The 20,179-nt window shown below is 65.0% G+C and carries 17 protein-coding genes; 11 read left to right on the plus strand and 6 right to left on the minus strand.

The genetic code is table 11. The features are described from left to right. Positions 1 to 106: 106 nt before the first annotated feature. From ASG84_RS21015 to ASG84_RS21050, 8 genes are all read left to right on the plus strand, one after another. Positions 107 to 1,672, plus strand: a complete 1,566-nt coding sequence (locus tag ASG84_RS21015; protein ID WP_200936645.1) for a lipopolysaccharide biosynthesis protein — start codon at positions 107 to 109, stop codon at positions 1,670 to 1,672. Continuing rightward, positions 1,669 to 2,949, plus strand: a complete 1,281-nt coding sequence (locus ASG84_RS21020) for a hypothetical protein (RefSeq protein WP_156399644.1) — start codon at positions 1,669 to 1,671, stop codon at positions 2,947 to 2,949. The genes ASG84_RS21015 and ASG84_RS21020 overlap by 4 nt, the downstream gene beginning before the upstream one ends. Then, complete coding sequence (locus ASG84_RS21025) at positions 2,946 to 3,647, plus strand: DUF998 domain-containing protein (RefSeq protein WP_057478930.1); 702 nt, start codon at positions 2,946 to 2,948, stop codon at positions 3,645 to 3,647. The genes ASG84_RS21020 and ASG84_RS21025 overlap by 4 nt, the downstream gene beginning before the upstream one ends. Further along, a complete protein-coding gene (locus ASG84_RS21030) occupies positions 3,644 to 4,624 on the plus strand; it encodes a glycoside hydrolase family 16 protein (protein ID WP_235581768.1) in 981 nt (326 codons plus the stop codon). Before ASG84_RS21025 ends, ASG84_RS21030 begins: the two co-directional genes overlap by 4 nt. A 48-nt stretch (positions 4,625 to 4,672) precedes the next feature. Next, a complete protein-coding gene (locus tag ASG84_RS21035) occupies positions 4,673 to 5,959 on the plus strand; it encodes a glycosyltransferase family 2 protein (RefSeq protein WP_235581769.1) in 1,287 nt (428 codons plus the stop codon). Continuing rightward, positions 5,940 to 8,192 (plus strand): hypothetical protein, encoded by a 2,253-nt coding sequence (locus ASG84_RS21040; RefSeq protein WP_057478932.1) that lies wholly within the window; start codon positions 5,940 to 5,942, stop codon positions 8,190 to 8,192. The genes ASG84_RS21035 and ASG84_RS21040 overlap by 20 nt, the downstream gene beginning before the upstream one ends. 213 nt (positions 8,193 to 8,405) lie before the next feature. Further along, complete coding sequence (locus ASG84_RS21045) at positions 8,406 to 9,263, plus strand: glycosyltransferase family 2 protein (RefSeq protein ID WP_082521117.1); 858 nt, start codon at positions 8,406 to 8,408, stop codon at positions 9,261 to 9,263. Next, positions 9,260 to 10,222 carry a glycosyltransferase family 2 protein gene (locus tag ASG84_RS21050; protein ID WP_057478934.1) on the plus strand — a complete coding sequence of 321 codons (963 nt, stop codon included), beginning with the start codon at positions 9,260 to 9,262 and terminating at the stop codon, positions 10,220 to 10,222. Before ASG84_RS21045 ends, ASG84_RS21050 begins: the two co-directional genes overlap by 4 nt. A gap of 28 nt (positions 10,223 to 10,250) precedes the next feature. Here the strand turns inward: ASG84_RS21050 and ASG84_RS21055 are convergent, their stop codons facing one another. Together ASG84_RS21055 and ASG84_RS21060 are read right to left on the minus strand one after the other, a co-directional pair. Continuing rightward, entirely contained in the window at positions 10,251 to 12,668 is a 2,418-nt protein-coding gene (locus ASG84_RS21055; protein ID WP_057478935.1) for a glycoside hydrolase family 2 protein, read from the minus strand. Further along, the gene (locus ASG84_RS21060; RefSeq protein ID WP_057478936.1) at positions 12,665 to 13,669 is read right to left on the minus strand and encodes a DUF1839 family protein; all 1,005 of its coding nucleotides are present in this window, start codon (positions 13,667 to 13,669) and stop codon (positions 12,665 to 12,667) included. Before ASG84_RS21060 ends, ASG84_RS21055 begins: the two co-directional genes overlap by 4 nt. Positions 13,670 to 14,026: 357 nt before the next feature. Between ASG84_RS21060 and ASG84_RS21065 the strand changes: the two genes are divergently transcribed. Continuing rightward, entirely contained in the window at positions 14,027 to 14,965 is a 939-nt protein-coding gene (locus ASG84_RS21065) for an endonuclease/exonuclease/phosphatase family protein (RefSeq protein ID WP_057479071.1), read from the plus strand. A gap of 16 nt (positions 14,966 to 14,981) precedes the next feature. On the opposite strand, the gene ASG84_RS21070 is transcribed toward ASG84_RS21065, so the two are convergent. After that, positions 14,982 to 16,337, minus strand: coding sequence for an Hsp70 family protein (locus ASG84_RS21070; RefSeq protein WP_057478937.1), 1,356 nt, complete (start codon positions 16,335 to 16,337; stop codon positions 14,982 to 14,984). A 153-nt stretch (positions 16,338 to 16,490) separates the two neighbouring features. On the opposite strand from ASG84_RS21070, the gene ASG84_RS21075 reads away from it, so the two are divergent. Further along, complete coding sequence (locus ASG84_RS21075; RefSeq protein ID WP_057478938.1) at positions 16,491 to 16,997, plus strand: arsenate reductase/protein-tyrosine-phosphatase family protein; 507 nt, start codon at positions 16,491 to 16,493, stop codon at positions 16,995 to 16,997. Between the two features lie 93 nt (positions 16,998 to 17,090). Beyond that, on the plus strand, positions 17,091 to 17,462 hold the full coding sequence (locus tag ASG84_RS21080; protein ID WP_057478939.1) for a hypothetical protein: 372 nt from the start codon (positions 17,091 to 17,093) through the stop codon (positions 17,460 to 17,462). A 4-nt stretch (positions 17,463 to 17,466) separates the two neighbouring features. On the opposite strand, the gene ASG84_RS21085 is transcribed toward ASG84_RS21080, so the two are convergent. From ASG84_RS21085 to ASG84_RS21095, 3 genes are read right to left on the minus strand one after another with little or no spacing between them, the layout of a single operon-like run. Next, on the minus strand, positions 17,467 to 19,254 hold the full coding sequence (locus tag ASG84_RS21085; RefSeq protein ID WP_057478940.1) for an ABC transporter ATP-binding protein: 1,788 nt from the start codon (positions 19,252 to 19,254) through the stop codon (positions 17,467 to 17,469). 21 nt (positions 19,255 to 19,275) lie between these two features. Next, positions 19,276 to 19,740: an ATP-binding protein gene (locus ASG84_RS21090; RefSeq protein ID WP_057478941.1), complete on the minus strand. Its 465-nt coding sequence runs from the start codon at positions 19,738 to 19,740 to the stop codon at positions 19,276 to 19,278. Positions 19,741 to 19,761: 21 nt separating this feature from the next. After that, the gene (locus ASG84_RS21095) at positions 19,762 to 20,142 is read right to left on the minus strand and encodes an STAS domain-containing protein (RefSeq protein ID WP_442971008.1); all 381 of its coding nucleotides are present in this window, start codon (positions 20,140 to 20,142) and stop codon (positions 19,762 to 19,764) included. Positions 20,143 to 20,179: the final 37 nt, after the last annotated feature.

The following is a 20,179-nucleotide window of genomic DNA, read 5'->3' on the forward strand; positions in this document are numbered from 1 at the left end:
CCGCGCTCCCAGGATCGCGCCACCCAAACACGAGCAACTCGAACAACTTCGGTGGTATCCGGTCGAACCTGCGCGGTTCGACATGGGTTTGATGAACAGTCCGACGATGCCGGTTCCGACCGTGCCACGGCACAACCCGGTCCGCTCCGTCGATATTCGACCGGCCGACGTCCTGGCCGACCCGAACCCGGAATCAGGACCCGGGTCGAAGGCATCCGATCGCAACCTGGCGCTGAATTCACTGGCCTTGATGCTGTCGACGGCCATCACCGGAGCGCTCGGATTGTTGTTCTGGGCAGCCGCCGGCCGCCTCTACCCCGTGGCAGAGGTCGGCAGTGCTTCTGCCGTCATCACCTCCGCGGTGATGCTCTCGACGCTGTCCAACCTGAGCCTCGGGTCGATGTACGAGCGGTTCCTTCCGATCTCGGGCCGGTTGGCCAAGTCGTTCATCGTGCGCGGCTACATCACCGTGACGGCGTTCGCGTTCGTCCTGGGCGGCGGCTTCCTGCTGGTAGCTCCCGTCGACGAGATGTTCACCAACACTGCCGAAATCGTGACGTTCCCGTTCTTCGTTGCGGTGCTCGCGGTATTCGCACTTCAAGATCAGACGTCGTCCGGTCTCGGCGTAGCCCGCTGGGCAGCAGCCAAGAACATCTTTCACGCGGTCGTCAAATTCGTCATGTTGTTGGCGCTCTTCGCAACCGAGCGCAGCACCTCGATCATCTCCGCCTGGGCGGTCCCGGCGATCGTGGCATCGATCTTCGTCCTGCGCGCGATCATGAAGAACGTCCGCACCGAACAGCGGTACGCCGGCAAACCGGATCTTCCGCCCCAGCGGGAGATGTGGGCCTACTTCGGCTCGGCCTACGGCATCACCGCACTCGGCTCCCTCGCTCCGCTGCTGGTGCCGATGATCGTCGTCGCCACCCTCGGCGCCGAGCAGAACGCCTACTTCTCCCTCACCTGGTCGATCGTCAGCGCCCTCTACATTCTGATCAGCGTGTTGATCGGCCCGTATGTCGCCGAGGTCGCCGCACATCCACAACAGTTCCACCGCCTGACCAAACGGTTCATGACCCTCGTGTGCATCGTGGCGGTCGGAGGGTCGATCTTCCTGGCCTTCATCGCACCGTTCGGCCTCGGCTTGATCGGCCAGGGTTACCGCGACCAGGGCACCATCATCGTGCAGCTGGCCGCGCTCACCATTCCGCTCTCGGTGGTCGGATCTCTGTACGACGGTTTGGCTCGGGTCCGTCGACGCATGCGGCTGGCTGTGATCGTGCAGGTCGTGGCCACCTCGATAATCATCGGCGGATCGATCGGGCTGTCGTCGTCGATGGGTATCGCCGCTGTGGGCTGGGCGTACCTCGCTGCCGAGGCGTTCGGCGCGCTGGTGCTGATCGTGCCGCTGATTCGGTGGATTCGCGAGCTGTCGGCAGGGAGCAACGGCCAGCCCGGCGACGATGCAGGACCGCCCGACGACCCCGGTCCGCGCGGGCCGATCGACGACCGTCACGACGACTCCGCTCGATCGAGTCGACGGGATTTCCGACACGGTGAAGCGGGACACCGCGAACCTCGCCACAGCGAGCCACAGGACGCACAGCCGCAGCACGCCGAGCCGTCGCCGCGTCGCATTCCGGTGCACGCTCAACACAGGACGGCACCATGACCCAGACCTATCGAGCAAGTTCGTTGGACATGCTTCGGTCCGATTCACGAATCGTGACCGTGCTGGGGCCGGCAGATTTCGGCGATCTCACACGTGTGCAGAGCCGCGTGCTCGCATTGGCGTCCGTCGGTCCGGCAACTCGACTGGGTCTGCACGCCCAACAATTCTCGGCCGCATGGGCTTTCGAGCCGGATCGGGTTGTCGAGCACATCACCGAGGGACCGTCCGTGCACCACGCACAGCTGGCCGAGCGGTTGACCGAGTTCGCGCACGAGTCCGTGGTCGACATTCCCGTTCGGATCCGGCTGGACGGTCGGTACCTGTTCCTCGATCTCAATCACGGACTCGGCGACGCCCTGTTGCCGGTCGACCTGTTCGCCTACTTGGCCGACGCTTCCCCGAATGCTCCGCTTCCGGCCTGGGCCGGGGGTGCAGTGGAAGGCCACCCTTTGCGAAAAGCATTGCTGCACTGGGCTGTCCGAAATCCTCGGAAGATTGTCGACACCATCTACGGCCGCGTTTTTCCCGCCTTGACTCCCGAATCCGCAGAATCGACCGAGGGACCCGACACTGCATCACCGACGGCATTTCGCCCCTGGACACCGTCCGCCGCGGTCGCCGTTGCTGTGACCCCGGTGGGCACCACCGACGCGATTCGTCGGTGGCGAATATCCAATCTGCCCGGTGCGAGTGTCAGTGCCGTGATGTGCGCGGCCGTGTCCGCGGCCTTCGTTCGTACGTCGTTTTCGGTCGCTCGGTCCGCGGGGTTTCTCTTCGACTGCCGCCGCTACCTTCCGCCGTCGACCACGGTGCTGGGCAACTTCGCCGCCGGGATCGGTTTCACCGACATCGATCCCACCTCGCCCCGTGAGGTGAACGACGCGCTGTCCGGCGCGATCGACAAGGGGCGTCCGATCGCGTCGGCGACGATCAGCACGATCAAGTACAAGCGCGAACAGCGAGCTGTTTCCGGTGTGTTCGACGACCGTGCGCCGGTGAGTCCGAATGTCGATCTGATGTTTTCGGACGTCGGTAGAGTCAGGCAGCTGGAGCCGGTGTCGTGGGTTGCCGAACCTGCCGATCGAGCCTTCTTCGTGATCGCGGCACCCGGTAGTCCGGAGTCGGTGATGATCACGATGGAGACCATCGATTCGGTCGTGTTCGTCTCGGCATCGTTCCACGACAACGTTTTCGACAGCCAGACCGTGCAATCCGCACTCGATCTGGTGGCCGCCGACCCCCTCGCATTGCTCGCCCCTCAGGAGAAGATCGCATGACCACCGAAGCGAAGTCCGAAGCGAATCGCACGACGACGCGGGCCGAGCCCACCGCCGCACCGAAGCGATCACGCTTCGTTGCCCATGTCGCTCGGTGGGCGGGTCTGTCGGTGGTGCAGTTCGTCCTGGTCGAGTACATCGTCTCGGCCACCTGGCGTGGGCTCTACAGCTACCGCAACAACTACATCAGCGAACTCGGAATCCCCTTCTGCGGTCCTGCAGGTGATTGGCCGTGCAGCCAGCTCTACGTCCTGCTGAACGCCTCGATGGTGCTGTTCGGAGTGGCGATCGCGGCGGTGGGCGGATCGTGGTACATCGTTCGCCGGATCGATGGCAGGGCCGCGTCGTTCTTCGTCGTAGCCGGTGCGGGTGCGATCACGGCCGGCGTCGTCAACCAGGGCGTCAACTACCCGATCCACTCGTTCGGTGCCACCGCGTTCTTCGTCTTCGGGAACTTCGGCCTCGTCGTCGCCGGCGGTCACCGGAGTCTGCGACGAAGCATCCGCATCGTGGTCACCGCGCTCGGTGCCGTCGGCCTGGCCGGATACTTCGCCTACATGAGTGGCCACGAATTCGGACTCGGCATCGGGTCCATGGAACGCATCGCCACCTACTCCCTTCTGGTGGGCGTCGTGGTGCTCTCGGTCTCGCAGTTCAACGCGACGCGAGTACCGAAGACCATCGACGAGTCCGCGTGAGCCGTCACTCCGCATCGGGCGGGGAGTCCCGCGCCGGGACCGTGGAGATCTCACGGCTCCCCGGCACAGGACTGCTCGTCGAGCGTCCGCGACGCCGTTGGCCGTCGGTGCTGGCATTTCTCGTCGTGCTGGGGCTGGTCGTCACCGGCACGGTGTACGGACTGGGCCACCGCTCCACCGGGAGCGATTCGGAATCCGCGACGGGCGACACCGTCGACGCCACGTCCACGACGTCGGCGTCGAACACTGCGGCAGCCAAGCCCGGCTACACCGTCTACGACGACTTCTCGGGAACGGCGGGCGACGCGTTGGCGGACGCCCGATGGAGCCACGACGTCGGTCGGACCGGTTGGGGAAACAACGAGAAGCAGGACTACACCGACTCGACCGAGAATTCCTCCGTCGACGGCCAGGGCCGCATGGTCATCAACGCCATGCGCAACGGTGACGGCTACACCTCGGCGAGGGTGACCACCAAGGACAAGTTCGACTTCACCTACGGCCGAGTGGAGGCGCGAATCGAGATGCCTGCCGGCGCCGGGCTGCACCCGGCGTTCTGGATGCTCGGTACCGATCTGGACTCCGTCGGCTGGCCCCTGTCCGGCGAGATCGACATCATGGAGACCTTGAACCAGGCCGATCAGTACCACACCGGAATCCATGCGCCCCAACCGGATTCGCTCACCAGCCAGAAGGTGGACGCAGGGGGAACCCCACCGGAACCGCTGTCGGAGGGCTTCCACACCTACTGGGTCGAACGCTCACCGGGGCGCGTGACCACCGGCATCGACGACACCACCTTGGCTACCGTCACCCCGGCCGACCTCGTCGGCGGAGACGACTACTGGGTTTTCGACAAGCCGTTCTTCCTTCTGTTCAACGTCGCCGTGGCCGGCGACTGGCCCGGGCCCACCGACAATTCGACGCCGTTCCCGGCGACCATGTCCGTCGACTGGGTGCGGTATCGCACCGATTGAGAACTGCAGTACCTGCCCCGAAATGTGTCACCCGAAAGGATCTCTCCCGTGTTACCTCCCGCGCTCCCCAGACTCCAGTCTCCCGAATGGGACGGTGCCGTGTGGATCGGTGACATCGATCTCGAGCAGGAACTTCCGACGTCCCTCGTACTCGACGATTCCGAGGGCTATCGGCGTGCCCGGTTGTTGATCCGACGCGGACTCGACCCGCTCGGTTTCGTCGAATTGGACGTTCTCGACGGCGCAGTGCCTGCGGCGGCCGTCCGGACGGCGGCGATGTCTCTCGCGCAGGTTCCGATGCCCGAGGCTCTGCCGGAACCCGGTCGGTCACTGCCCCCGATCACGGTGGTGATCTGCACCCGGGATCGGGTCGACCACCTGAAGGGAGCGCTCGCATCGGTGGCCGCTCTGGACTACCCGGATTTCGAGGTCGTCGTCGTCGACAACGCCTCTCCGACCGACGCGACGCAGCAGTACGTCGGAGGCCTGAGCGACAAGCGCATTCGCGTCGTGTCCGAGCCGACGGCAGGGCTGTCGAGGGCGAGGAACACGGGTCTGCGCGCGGCGCGGAACACCATCGTCGCGTTCACCGACGACGATGTCGCGGTGGATGCGAAGTGGTTGCAGAGCATCGCGCGCGGTTTCGCACGAGCCGATCGAGTGACGTGCGTGTCCGGGATCGTGCCGAGCGGGGAGATCAGAACCCAGGCGCAGGCGTACTTCGATCGCCGCGTCGGGTGGGCGAGTTCGGTGACGCCTCGGGTCTACGACCTGAAGAACCCCCCGGCCGATGTTCCGCTGTTCCCGTTCCAGGTCGGGATGTACGGAACCGGGGCCAATTTCGCCGTGGACCGCAGTCGGATGTTCGATCTGGGAGGCTTCGACGAGGCGTTGGGAGTCGGCTCCCCGACCAACGGCGGTGAGGACCTCGACATGTTCTTTCGAGTACTGATGGCGGGCGACAAGCTGGTGTACGAGCCCGCGGCCATCGTGTGGCACCGGCACCGCGCCGATTCCGAGGCATTGGCCGTGCAGGCCCGCGGTTACGGCCTCGGCCTCGGTGCCTGGCTGTACACCGTCGCCACGAACCGCAGATCCGCAACGCTCGCGGCCACGGTGGCGATCCGCCGGCTCGGCAGCGCAATTCGGTTGTCGGCCAAGATGAGCAAGGTCGCGTCGCCTCCGGACGATCTTGCCGCCGACCTGCCCGATGGCATCGGCCGAATGGAATTGCTGTCCATCGCCAAGGGCCCGGCGGCCATTCGGCGCAGCAGGCGCGAAGGTCGCGAGCGCACTCCGTTGGCGGGGGTGAGCCGTGAACCGGTCCTCGACTGATTCCAGCCTCCGGTCCCTCACGGACCTGCGGCACAAGCTGTTCGTCCCGTCCGACTGGACCCTCGAATGGCCGGTCGGCTCGACCGACTCCGCTGCCGGCACTCGGCGGCGCGCGGGCAGTCGACTGCGCTACGCCGACATCGCTGTTCTCGCAGCAGGGTCCGGTCTGGCCTCGATGATCGCGCTGCCCACCCTCGTTCGCGTCGTACTTCTCACGGTCCTGTTGTTCTTCGGGCCGGGTGCGGCGATTCTGTCGTGGGTGCGCATCCCCCGTACCGCGGTCCCGGCTGCGTTGCCGATTCTGAGCATCTCGGTGGTGACACTGATGGTGTCGGTGGCAATGTGGGGATACCGCTGGTCGCCCCGGATGTGGACGCTGTGGCTGTGTCTGGCCCTGATCGGCTCGTCGGTGCTGTGGTACCGCAAGCACGGTCGTCCCGATCTGCCCGAATGGATCGCGCGCACACGGGCGGTCGTTTCACCGTCGTCACGCGCTGCGGCCGTTGCGTCGACCAAGTTCGTCCTGACCGACCGAGACACGCTGCGCCGCAACGTTGCCGGCTTGATTCTCGCACTGGCTTTCTTTCTGTGGCTGCCGATGCTGCCCGGCCTCGAACGAGCGACGTACTCGCAGTTCGGGTTGCTGACCGCAGGCACCGGCCCGGGGCTCGTGCTGTGCATGGTCCTGATCATCGCGGCGTTCCTGATCGCCCTACGGCGGAATCAGCTGCGCACCATGATGGTCGCGATCGGACTGGCCATCGCGGTGCAGCGGTTCACCGTCACGCTGATCACGTCCGCGCCGATCTACGACTGGACGTACAAGCACGTAGCGGTGACCGAATTCGTCCTCGACCTGAACCGGCTGGCCCCGAGCGGGGTGGACATCTACAGCGAGTGGCCCAGCTTCTTCCTCGTCTCGGCGTGGTTCCAGCACGTCACCGGGTACGACACCCTCTCGCTGGCGCACGTGTTCGCGCCGATGATCCACGTGGTGCTCGCCGCATGCATCTACGGTCTGGCCCGAGTCATGAAGTTCACCAAGCGGGCCGCCGTCACCGCCGTGATGCTCGCCGAGGTCATCAACTGGGTGGGCCAGGACTACTACTCCCCGCAGGCCTGGGCACTACTACTCGCCGTGGGCTTCCTGGCTCTGCTGATGTCCTCGCCGCTGACGAGATCCGCGGCGTTCCTGTCGATAGTTCCGTTCGCCGCGCTGGTGCCGACGCATCAGTTGACTCCGTACTGGTTGATGGCCGTCACCGGTGTGCTGCTGGTGACCCGACGAGCCAAGCCGTGGTGGCTGATGATTCCGCTCGGCGTCATCCTGCTGGGATATCTGTATCCACGATTGCCGATCGTGGCACCGTACGGACTCTTCCAGGGGTTCGACCCGGTTCAGAACGCGGCGAGCAATGTCCAGGAAGAGGGCGTGCTGGGCAAACAGATCACGTCCCTGGTCTGCCGGGCGCTGTCCGGCGGGGTGTTCGGCCTGGCGTTCGTCTCGGCGATCTATGCCTGGCGTACCAAGAAGACATTCTGGGCCCCGATGGTGATGGCATTCGGTTCGATCATGCTGCTCGCCGGGCAGAGCTACGGCGGTGAAGCGATCTTCCGGGTGTACCTCTACGCGATCCCGGGGTGCGTTCTGTTGATCACGCCGCTGTTCCTTGCCCTGTTCGACCGTCAGCCGTCGCAGGACCGGCCGTCGCGCGCCCGCAGGCTCACCGCACGTACCGCGGTCGCAGTCGCCACGGCCGGCGCGGTCGGTTCGGCGGTTCTCGGGCTGCAGGCGTACTTCGGACTGTGGCCGATCGTGCTCGAGCATCGTGACCAGATCGACGATGCCCGAGCGGTGGCCGCGGAGTCGCCCTCCGGAACCGCCGTCACGATGCTCTACTCCTCGGGGTACCCGGCTCGCTCGACATCGGATTACGGCCGTCTGACCGAGGCCAACGACTACTGGGATGTTCCTCTGTACGCTCTCGGCCCCGAGTACATGCAGGGGTTCCCGACGCCGGAAAAGCTCGGCCAGATCGACTACAACGCCTCGGTCAGCCCTACGCCTACATACATGGTGTTGACTCGCCAGTCGCTCGAAGCGATGCACTACTACGGGTTCGTTCCCGACGACGCGGTGAACCGTTTCCGGCAGTGGCTGCGGACCAACTCGGCATGGTCGGTCAGGTACCAGGACGCCGACACGATCGTCTACCAGTACCGATCCAGGTAGCCGGACCACAAACTATGACGAGCGTCTCCAAACAATCTCCCAGTTGGTTTGTTTATAGCTTGACAATCTCGTAGCTTCTTTTAAGCTTGGTTTCAGTCAATGGAAACAGGTTCTTACGCTTCACAAACGGCGTCAAGACACTGTCTGTGGATGCGGCGGGGGTCGTTTCACGGAGTTCGGAGACATCTGCCCATCGCACTCGACCCATGTGGAATGGATATGTTGAATCGTCAGAATCCCCGCGTCAGTGTCGTCATCCCGACGCTCAACGAGGCCGCGAACCTTCGCCATGTCCTCCCCCTGCTCTCCCACGATTACGAACTCGTACTCGTCGACGGTGGTTCGGTGGACGGCACCATCGACGCCGCTCGCGAGATTCGCGGCGACATCCGCATCATCAAGCAGACCCGCAAGGGCAAGGGCAACGCGCTCGCCTGTGGCTTCGAGGCCGCCACCGGCGACATCATCGTGATGTTCGACGCCGACGGTTCGGCCGATGCTGCCGAGATCCCGCGCTTCGTCGAGGCCCTGATCGCCGGTGCCGACTTCGCCAAGGGCAGCCGATTCTGCGAGGGTGGCGGCAGCCACGACATCACACCGCTGCGTCGCGCCGGCAACGGCGGTCTGCACCTGGTGGCGAACACGCTCTTCGGAACCCGCTTCTCCGATCTCTGCTACGGCTACAACGCCTTCTGGCGCGACCTGGTGCCGGTGCTGGATCTGCCCGTCGTCGATCAGCCCGGATCCGAGGGGATGATGCTCTGGGGCGACGGCTTCGAGATCGAGACCATCATCAACTGCCGCTTCGCCGAAGCGTCCGTTCGTATCGAAGAGGTGCCGAGCGTCGAGCTCGCCCGGATCTACGGTCAGAGCAACCTGCGGACCTTCTCCGACGGCTTCCGCGTACTGCGCACGCTCATGACCGAGCGCGTGCGAGCTCGCCACATCAAGCGCAAGTCCATCGTTCGCCCGTTGCGTGAGTCGATCGACGCTCGTACCGACATGGACCTCGAGTTCGAGGCCCTGGAGTCGTACAACGAGGTTCTCGAACTTCGCGAGAGGACGGCGTGAGCCTGCCGACTTCCTCGGTCGTCATCTGCGCTTACACGTTGGCTCGGTGGTCCGAGCTTCGGACCGCCGTCCGCGCCGTCCTCGATCAGGTGGTGCCGGCCGACGAATTGATCGTCGTGATCGACCACAACGCACAGCTGGCCGAGCGCGCACGCGAAGAGTTCTTGCCGCTGCACGACACCGTGAACGTGGTGGAGAACAACCACCCGCGCGGCTTGTCCGGTGCGCGCAACACCTCGTTGGATCTTGCCACCGGTGACATCGTCGTCTTCCTCGACGACGACGCGTCACCGCGCACCACAGGATGGCTGGGAGCCATTCTGTCCCATTACTCGGACGATGCCGTGTACGCCGTTGGGGGCTCTGCATACCCGGTATGGCCGGACAAACGTCCGGCCTTCTTACCGGCCGAGGTAGTGGGTGAACCCGGCGAACTCGATTGGGTCGTCGGGTGCACCTACCGCGGGCAGCCAACGGAAACCGCTCAGGTCCGCAATCTCATGGGCGCGAACATGTCGTTCCGCCGCGAGCCCGTCGTCGCACTCGGAGGGTTCGTCTCCGGCATCGGCCGAATCGGTCGCGTTCCGCTCGGCTGCGAAGAAACCGAACTGTGCATCCGCCTCCGTCAGACGCATCCCGATGCACAGATCGTGTTCGATCCCTCGATCGTCGTCGATCACACGGTCAGCGCAGACCGCACTCGGCCGCGCTACCTCATCACTCGTAGTTACGCCGAGGGCGTCTCGAAGGCAGCGATCGCCCGCTTGATCGGGGCCGAGGACGCACTGTCCTCGGAGCGAGCCTACACCGCCAAGATCCTGCCTCGCGCAGTCGGCCGCGAAACCAGTGCCGCTGCCCGCGGCAATCCGATGCGCGCCTGGGGTGCGATGGCCGTGGTGGCAAGTGTCGGCGCGGCCGGAATCGGCTATGCCAGAGGAAAACTCAGCACGAGCCGCTAGCGGCACGTGCACGGTAATTCGTAGCCCACTACGAATTACCGTGCACGACCTTGGGCGCAACCGTAGCCCGCTCCACGGAATTCAGCGCCCGGATGTGTCCGCGGGGCGCGCCATCACCGACAAGAGTCACCGTCCGGGGTTCGTTCGGTGCCAGATGGAACCACGAGTCGGATACCTGGAAGTTGTCGATGTCGACACAGACGTACTGCGCCGCCCACTCGGATCGAATCGTCAATTCCCATTTATTAGTCTGCGTCTCGGTCACCTCGGCAGACAACCCAACAGTGTTCTGACGGGCCTGCGGGCCGACGAGGACGGTGGTGCGCGTCAACTCGACCCCGCTGCTGTCCAGGAATGCGGCGGTGACGGCGGAGTAGGTTCGACGGCCGAAGCGGTAAGCATGATTGACATCGGTGAACGTGCCGACGATGGAGTCCACCGTCAGCGCGACCGAGGAGTTCGTGTCCACCTTCACCGGCTGCTCGAATTCGTGACTGCCCCCAGCGGCGTGCAGCACCACTCGCATTGTGCCCGTGCACGCCGGACCGTCGTTGACCAATTCCACCGAGTAGCCGTCGAGTCCGTTGTCGGACAGCAGTAGTGCCATCGGCGCGCTTGCTCGCGCCAAGGCGTAGAAGGGCGCTTTCGGCACCCCGGCGGTATCGACCATGCCCCAGCCGGCACCGGGAACGGTATCGCGCAACGTGAGCACGAGGGCACCGGCGCACCCCGAGGATGCCCGACGCCAGTGGCCGAATGCCTCCGTGAACGCTTCGACGGTCGCGGCTCGGCCGTAATCGAGATACAACTCGGCGTCGTCCCGGCGGACAAGATGCGGGTCGACGCCGAAGATGCTGCGTACGTAGTGATCGCGCACATCCTCGAAATCCCAGGACGAGCCGCGATCGCGAGGGACGGCAGCTTTCCATTCCGGGTGGTGACCTGCCACAGCTGAGGACCCGAAGAACCGCTCCACCGACGCCCGTTCCGGGGGCACGGCAAATGCAAGACATTCTGCCGCGAAACGTACACCGGCAGTGCGGATATCGGACAGCGGACGGAGATACCCGCCGACACCGAAGTAGTGAGCGATACCGTCACCCACGTGCGTGTGCAGCTCGCCATGCACACTGGACGGACTCGACGTCACATACGCCACGTCGGGCAGACGATCGGCCAGAAAGTCGGGAACAACGCTGTCCAACATCTCCATTCGCTGATCTGCGGCGGAAAGCCCCAGCATCGTCGGTTGCTGCTGCGTCTCGCTTCCGCCGCTGACGACCATCAGTGCCGGGTTGGCCGACACGGTATCGGCAAACGCGTCGAGCTCGCGGGCGACCGACGCCGTGAAGGTCTCGTCGGTGGGCGGGTCGACGGTGCCGAACATCAGGTCCTGCCACACCATGATGCCCAGTTCCGCACACAGTGACCAGAATTCGGGTTGCTCGTACACGAGGGTGCCGACCACCCGCACCATGTTCAGACCCGCGGAGTGGAGCTGTTCGAGCGCGGCACGCAGGTCTGCCTCCGAGGACCACAACCGCACCGGATCCAGCGGCGTCCACGTTCCACCTCGGCAGAACACGTCCTCTCCGTTGACCACGAGTTGCGCGCCGCCGTCGGAGCGGTCCAGTTCCACGGTACGAAAGCCGACAACCCCCGTGTGATGTACGGTGCCGTCGATCTCGAGCGCCACCCGGTACGTTCGCGGTCGACCGTGCGTGTGCGGCCACCAGAGTTCGACGTCCGGCAAAGTCAGAGTCGAATCGATATGCTCGACCGTGCCGAGCTCGAAGGCGTTGTCGTCGATGAGAATTCGAGCCACAGCGGGGGATCCCAGTTCGGCGCGCAGCACCACGATGCCGTCGGTGCCGGACACGGCCGTCGTCGATTCGAGGCGACGAACATCGGGAATCGGCGTCATCGACACCGGACGCCACGGTCCGACGGCAATCGGAAGGGGCCCGTACACGGGTGCCCGGCCGAGCATCGTCGTGCGCTCGTGCCGAAGCCCCTGCGCGGCAATCAACGACGATCGCCATCGCCCGCGGGGCCGGCGTGATTTCAGCTGCATAGCAAGCGATTCGACGTGTACGGCAATACGGACTGTGGGCCCGCATTCGGTCAGATCGATGATCTCGGGTACGAACATCGACGTGACCGTTCGGCGGTGACTGCCGTCGATCCAGATCTGGGCCCGAGTTGCTATGCCGTCGAACGTCACTCGCACCCGGCCGTGGTCGGCGGCGGAGACGTCCGCGACGAACCACCAGTCGTGATCGTCCGGGTTCACTGCAGGGAGCGACGCACCGAGGGCCGACGCCACCGTGCCGGGCACCTCCGCGTCGATCCAGTCGAGATCGGCGGGTAGGTCCACGGGGTCGAGAACGGTGCCGGCGTCGGTTCGGGCCAGCCGCCACCGGACGCCGTCGAGCAGATCGATCACGTGCCCACGGCACCTGCAACGAGGTCCATGGCGACCGCCCAGTTCCTGCTCATCTCGGTCAGCGGTTCGTCGAGCACAACGTCACGGCCACGTGCAGCGCGAGCCATGCGGAACTGCACGGCTTTGGCACCGGAGGCGGCATCACGGAAGTGCGGTGCTGCGGCGGCAGCACCCGGCGCGCCACGGCCGTCGAGGTATTCCACGTAGTTCGCTGCGAGCTCCGCGGTGGCTCCGAATTGCCGGAGCAGTCCGAACGACCACAGGTGGAATGCGTCGGGCCCGGCGGTTTGGACGAGCGGAATGTCGGCCACGATGCGCCTGGCAAGCGCATCCACCGGGTTGCCCGGCGCGCGGCGTGCCAAGTGCGCGCGAGCGACGTCGAGGTCTCGATCACCGAATCCGGCAGCGAGCACCGCAGAGTTCACCCGGATCTGCTCGACGTAGGGCAACAGCACCTCGGCATGCGGTTCGGGAGCGAGGTTGAATATCCCGTCGAAGTCGGCCCCGGTGAGATCGAAGTACCCGCGATTGTGGAAGTACCCCATCACCTTGTCCTCGCGGTTGACGAGGTTCGGCACGATGGTGGTCTTGGTGTGCTGGTTTCGGTAGCTGGTGCCCGCGGTGTCGGGCAGCCAGAAACCGTCGACTTCCACGGTGACGTGGATGCCGTCGTCCAGACCCTCGACTACATGCTCGAGCACGGGCCGCCACACGTTCATCTCGGCCACGTCGATTCCGTACAAGGTGCGCAGGTCCTCGGGCATGATCTTCACGAAGTCCCACTGCCTGCCGTCGCACCCGGCACTGAGTACGAATGCCAGTGCTGGAGTGGGGTCCGCACCGAGCGAATGCAGTACCTCGATCCAGAGATCGACGTAACAGTTGGTTTCGGTCCAGATGCGGTCGTGGTTGTGAATCGGGTGCGGTCGGTACGTGATGGGGTCTACCTCGAGGACCCTCAGTCCCGTTCCGAGCCTGTCCAGCACTGCATCGTTCGACATGACGCCTCTCCTACCGGATCGAATGTCGGACGGTCCCCGAGCCGCATTTGTCCGTATTGCCTGTATCCAGGCCCCTAATCCTATCGACTGGATTTATTATTCGCACAGGATCGGACGGTAGGATTGTTTTCGCTCGGCGAATTACTTTCTGGGCCACCATCTCGACAGAAGCGGTATCGGACCCCGAAAACGCGGGCAGTCGCACAGCGAACAGTTGGTTCCACGCCGGTAATGCCGGTGCGCAGCTTGTTCGTGATGACACTTGCATATCGGCTCTGAGCTGGGCACATGCCGAGTGTAGACAACGCACGACACATCCATGCCCAACTCGGGCACGCAACAGGAGGTACCGCGGCGATGCGCCGTTTCGTTCGCACCGCAGCGCAGGTCGTCGGCTGGATTCTGGTCGCCGTGACCCTGGGAATGTTCGTCGTCCGGCAAGTGGGAGTGACGGAGATCACGTTTGTCGCGTTGGTTGTCGGGGCACCGTATCTCGCCGCCGCCTCACTCGCCGCCGTGATCCTCTTCGCCGCTGCCCGCGCCCGGCTCGGGTCGGCCGTCGCCGTGGTGCTCACGATCGCTGTCGTCGGCGTGCAGGTGCCGATGTTTCTGGCCGACGGGCCGGACAACTCCGGCCCCGAGCTATCCCTTCTGACCGTCAACGTTGCGCACGGGGACGCCGACGCTGCAGCCATAGTCGACGCCGTACGTGCCAACGACGTCGACATCCTCGCCGTCCAGGAACTGACGCCCGAGGAAGTGACCGATCTGCGGGCGGCGGGTATCGACGAACTACTCCCGTTCTCCTTCACCGCTGCGCTGCCCGTGGCCGACGGCACCGGCCTGTGGAGCCGCACCCCACTGACCGAGGGCACCCGTCTCGACAATTTCGGCTTCGTGCCGGTACAGGCACGAACCACCGTCGACGGGCAGGATCTGACTCTCGTCTCGTTCCACGCGATGTCGCCGGCAACACCCCGGCACACCACCGAATGGAATGCCGATCTGGCCAGGATGCGGTCGATCATGGAGACCTACCAGGACACCGCAATCGTCGCCGGAGACTTCAACGCCACCAACGATCACCGGCAGTTCCGGACGTTGGCGTCGTCTCCGTTCTCCGACGCGGCCGACGCAGCGGGCGCGGGCCTGTTCCGCACGTTCCCGTCGGAGCGACCGCTGGCACGCCTGGACCATGTGGTGACGAGTGAGAACGTTCGTGCTCTGTCGGTTCAGCCGCTCACGATCCCGGAGAGCGATCACCTGGCGGTTCTCGCGGAGTTGCAGCTGCCCTGAGCCTGACGAGCGCGGGCTAGAAACGCGGCAGCTGGAAGACCGGTGGCGGCGGCAACTGGATCTGCGGCAGCTGAATCTGCGGGAGGCCCGGGATCAGCGGCGGCGCGGGTGCCGGCGCCGCGGGGGGAACGTAATCCGGCTCGGAGTACGTGCGGGCCGGAGCCTGCGCAGCCTCCGTGGTGGGCGGCACGGTCGTGGTCGTAGTGGGTGGCGCACTGGTACGCGGAATCGTCGTTCTCGGTGTGGTGGGCACCGCCGTGATCGGAGCCGTCGTTTCCGCCGGTGCGCTGGTCGGCTGCGTGGAACCACCGCCGTACCCGAGAGACAACCCCAGGGCGGCGACGGCAACGAGACCACCCGCGACGAGTACCGCGCCGCGGACCTTGCGCTTGGAGTCGATCGGTTTGTCGGACGCGGGGTCCGGGCTCAACCAATCGGGAGCTCCGGACAACGATGCGGGCTCGGACGACGACTGCCGCAGGGCCGGGGGCGGAGTGGGCGGACGCGACGTGTCTGCAACCGGAGTCGCCAACAGTGCCGCACCACGGGCAGCGACTGATTCCGGATCGGCCGGGGTGATGATCGGAAGGCCGATCCACGCACCGAGAATCGACTCCACCAGCGGAATACGAGCTCCGCCTCCGATGAGGACAAGAGCGTCGACGTGTTTGGGTGATCGCCCGATGACGTCACGTACCAACCGGGCCGAGTACTCGATCGGAACGGTCACCAGCGACTCGAACGCCTCGCGGGAGATCAGAATGACGCCGCCCTCGCCCGGCAAGCACACTGCACCACTGGTCGACAGCTGCTCCTTGGCCACCCGGCAACGCGCGGTGAACTGGCTCAGCTCCTGGTTGTCGGCAATGTCGACGCCTTGCTTGGCGAGCTGGTTGTCCGAGATGAGCCGATCGAAGTCGTCACCGCTGATGTCGATGGTGCGCTCGGCGAGCAATACCTGGCCGGTGCCGCGGTCGATGACGCTGATGGTCAACCCGGAGCTGCCGAGGTCGTAGAGCCCGATCGTGCCGAAATGGCCCAGTTCGCCCGATGCCTCGAGGTACTGCAACGCCGCACGCGCCTCGGGCACCAACCGGTAGTTGTAGAGGCGCTGACTCGCCATCGCCTGCTGGATCTCACCGAATTGCTGCTGATCGCGGTATGCGACTCCGGTCGCCTGCACGGGTCCGCTATCGCCCGATTGAGACAGCACCACCCCGATCGACTCGGCAGCCAACTCCTCGGCACGATCCCAGTAGGCGTCGACGGTGTCGTGGTGAAAATCCAGGCGACCCGAATTGTGCGGGCGCGCGTCAGGGCGAGCCATGCGGACCGCACTGGCCCCCACCGACACACCGAGAACTTCGGTCATTACCCGCCTCTTGTCGATTTCCCCGTGAACACACGCCGAGATCCGATGTCACGAACCAGTCTCGATCCCCCCAAAGGCACACTGTAGCGCGTCCCGCGACCGGGCCCCAGTGGACGCGACATCTCGCGTCGACGACACCATTACAGTTGCCGCATGCGCGTTCTGTTCGTCTGCACCGGGAACATCTGCCGATCTCCGACGGCCGAGCGACTCGCTGCCGCATTCGCCCACGAAGGTGGGTTCGACCTGACCGCGAGCAGCGCCGGAACCCAGGGTCTGACCGGTCACGCCATGGACCCGACGGCCGCGATGGTGCTGACTCAGCTCGGCGGCGATCCGGACGGTTTCGTCGCTCGACGCCTCACACCGGCAATCGCTGCCGACGCAGACCTGGTGCTGACGATGTCGTCCGCTCATCGCGACGCCGTTCTCGCCCTCGCACCGCGGCAGATGCGTCGTACGTTCACTCTCCTCGAAGCAGCCGGCCTGGCCGCCGCGTCGGGCGCACACACGATCGCTGCTCTCGCGGATGCGCGAGCGGTACATCGTGTCGACACCCTGGACATCGGAGATCCTTACCGCCGCGAGCCCTCGGAGTACGAGCTGGCCGGAGAGCTGATCGCGGACGCGTTGCCCACCGTGCTGCGGTTGACGCCGTGACGAACGTCCATCCCTCACAGCCCCGCACCCTGAGGTAACGTTCTCGCATCATTGCCGACCATCCGGGTTCGGCCACGGCGTTAGGGTCTGTGCATGCGCGACAAGGTCATCGCGTTGGCAGCAGTGGCAAGCGCTGGAGTGGCCATCGCCGTCGGCTTGACCATCGGAGCTCTGGGCGGCGCGTTCGACGACACGGATCAGACGGTGCGTCCACCCGCACTGAGGTCGGACAACCTGAGCTCGGTCGTGGCGTCGCCGAGCTCGACGATCGTCGTCGTACCCCCGTCCCCCACGTGGCAGGTCGCAGTGCCCACCACCGCTCGTCCCACGACGACCACACCGGATCGGTCCGAGACGACGACGCGGAGCTCGCGTCGCACGACCGGTGCCGACCGATCGACCACCACGTCCGAGGAAGAGTCGGACGACGAGACCACCACCACGGAATCCGGTTCCGGACGCTAGCTGCTCAGCTCGGGCTCGGCAGCGCGGTGGCATCGCCGATGCGCAACGCCGCCACCAATTCTCGGTACAGCGAATCGGAGTTCATCAGTTCCTCGTGAGTGCCCCGAGCGCGGACAACTCCGTCCTCCATCACCAGGATCGTATCGGCGTCGAGCACCGTGGAGAGCCGGTGCGCGATGGTGACCACGGCGGCCTCGGACGCAATGGCCCGAATCACCTCGTGAATGGCCGCCTCGGTGCGACCGTCCACCTGCGCGGTGGCCTCGTCGAGCAGAAGAATCTCGGGCCGACGAACGATGGCGCGCGCCAACGCAATTCGTTGACGCTGACCGCCGGAAACGGTCGAGCCGATCAGATCGGTGTCCAACCCGTCGTCCAGCGCACGGATGGTCGAGCCCAGGTGCACCGACTCGAGTGCCGTCCAGATGTCGGCCTCGCTGGCCTCGGGATGGCTGAACAGCAGGTTGTCTCGGATCGACCCGGGGATCACCGGCGTCTCCTGCTCCACGTAGGACAGTCGGGATCGCACCTCGTCGATGGTCAGGTGCTCGTACGAGGTGCCGCCGAGCCGGATCTCACCGCTCTCGGGCGTCAGGAAACGCAGGATCAACGAGAACACGCTCGTCTTGCCTGCACCGGACGGTCCGACGATCGCCGTGTGTCCACGTGCCGGCACCTCGAGGTCGATACCGTGCACGGCGGGTTCTCGACCGGGCGCGTATCGCGCTGTGACGCTACGAAATTCGAGGGCGGGTGCAACGGAGTCGGTTCTCACCGAGCGCGCCGAACCTTCCACACCCACCTCGGTGACCAGATCGTCTATCTGGCGAATACGTGCAGCCGCCGCCATTCCGGCCTGCAACGCGGTGATGTTGGTGGCCAAGGTCTGGACCGGGCCCATCACCTGAAATGCATACAGCAGGAACGCAATCAGACTCGACACCGCGAGCGCTCCGGTGCTGACTCGATAGCCACCGAGACCGAGGATCCCGATGATGGCCAATTGAACACCGCCACCGGCGAAAGTCCATGCCAGTGCCGAGATCTTCACCGCCCGCACACTGTGCTGAGCGGAGGTGCGTGCCTCGGAGATCACCCGCTCCGATTCACGGGTCTCGGCCCGGCTCGACTTGACGGTGCGAATTGCCCGCAAGGTGCCGTCCAGAATTCCGCCCAAACGTCCCACCGCTTCTTGGGACTGTCTCTGCGCCACGGCAATCGGCGGCATCAGACGCGAGAACAAGACCGCGATCGCGATGATGGCCGTCGCGATCGCACCGAGCAGAACCAGATCGAGAACCGCCATCAGAATCAGTGCGCCCACCAGGCCCACGACACTGTTGACGATGGCCACCAACGCATTCGACGCCGCCTCACGCAGCAATACGGTGTCGGAGGTGACTCTGGTGACGAGCTCGCCGGTCGGCCGCGTGCCGAGACTGCCGACAGTGGCTCCGAAATATTTGCGGACGATGGACTTGCGGGCGTCGAGGACTATCCGCTCGGCCAGTACCCCCAGGACGATCCACTGGAAATACAGCACCACCGACCCCACTACGAGCAAACCCACGAGCAACAGAATCGGCCCGATCAGCGAGGCATCGGTGCCCAGGCCGTCGAGCACACCCTTCGCGACCATCGGGGTGGCGAGAGCGGCACCTGTTCCGATCAGACCGAGGGCCATTCCGACCGCAAGGGTGCGACTGTGCGGTCGAACGAACTGCCACAGCACACGAAGGTTGGGGAGAGTGATCTTCTTCTTCTCCGCTGTAGCGATCTGCACGTCGACCATGCCACCAGTGTGCCGGAGGAATCAGGTAGTGCCGACCGCATCCCAGATCATGTGGACCGTCGTCCCGTTCTGATCCGACGTGACCGCCGCACTGTCGGCCAATGCACGCATCAGCGGGACGCCACGTCCACGATTGGGATCGGAGTTGTGCGATGCCCAGTCGCCGCGGTCGACCACCTTCACGTCGATCCGACCCTCCGCGGCCCACAGCACGCGGATGTCGAGAGTTCCACGGTCGGCATGATCGCGGTACGCGTGCTCGACGCTGTTCGCGATTGCCTCGTATGTCGCCAACACCACGTCGTAAGCCCGATCCGGATCGACTCCCACGCTGTCCAACCACTCACCGAGCTCACGACGAATAGCCGACGCACGATCAGCGTCAGCAGGCTCGCCGGTGAACACCAGTTCTTTCATTCGCGTGCCTGCCGTCGAGATCGAACTGTCGGAACGTGAGTCGTCACCTCCGGAGAGTGTCGCCATCATGAGTCCCGTCTACCCAAAAGTTCAGGATCTACCCTTACGAAGTGCAACGAAAGCTTCGTCCACCGTTGCATAGATACCGAAGACCTCGTCCAGACCGACCAGCGTGAGTGGCCGACCGGTGGCCGGACCCTCTGCGACCACCGCGAACCCGGCCTCGCTGCCGAGTTGCTGATGGGTGGATGCCAGCAGCGACATACCGGCGGACGCGAGAAATCCCACGTTGCTGAGATCGATCACCACTGCCGTCGGCGACTTCTCGAGTACGAGAGCAACCGACTCGGACAGGTCCGGAGCAGTCGCCAGATCCAGTTCGCCGGATACGGCCAGAACCACATCCCGATCACGCCACTCCACGATCACATCGAAGTGCTGGGGCCCGAGGCCCATGTCGTCCACAGTCACACGGCGACTTTACCCCGGCACACCCCGGCCGACTTTC

It is taken from the genome of Rhodococcus sp. Leaf278, from assembly GCF_001426085.1.
Taxonomy (GTDB): Bacteria; Actinomycetota; Actinomycetes; order Mycobacteriales; family Mycobacteriaceae; genus Rhodococcoides.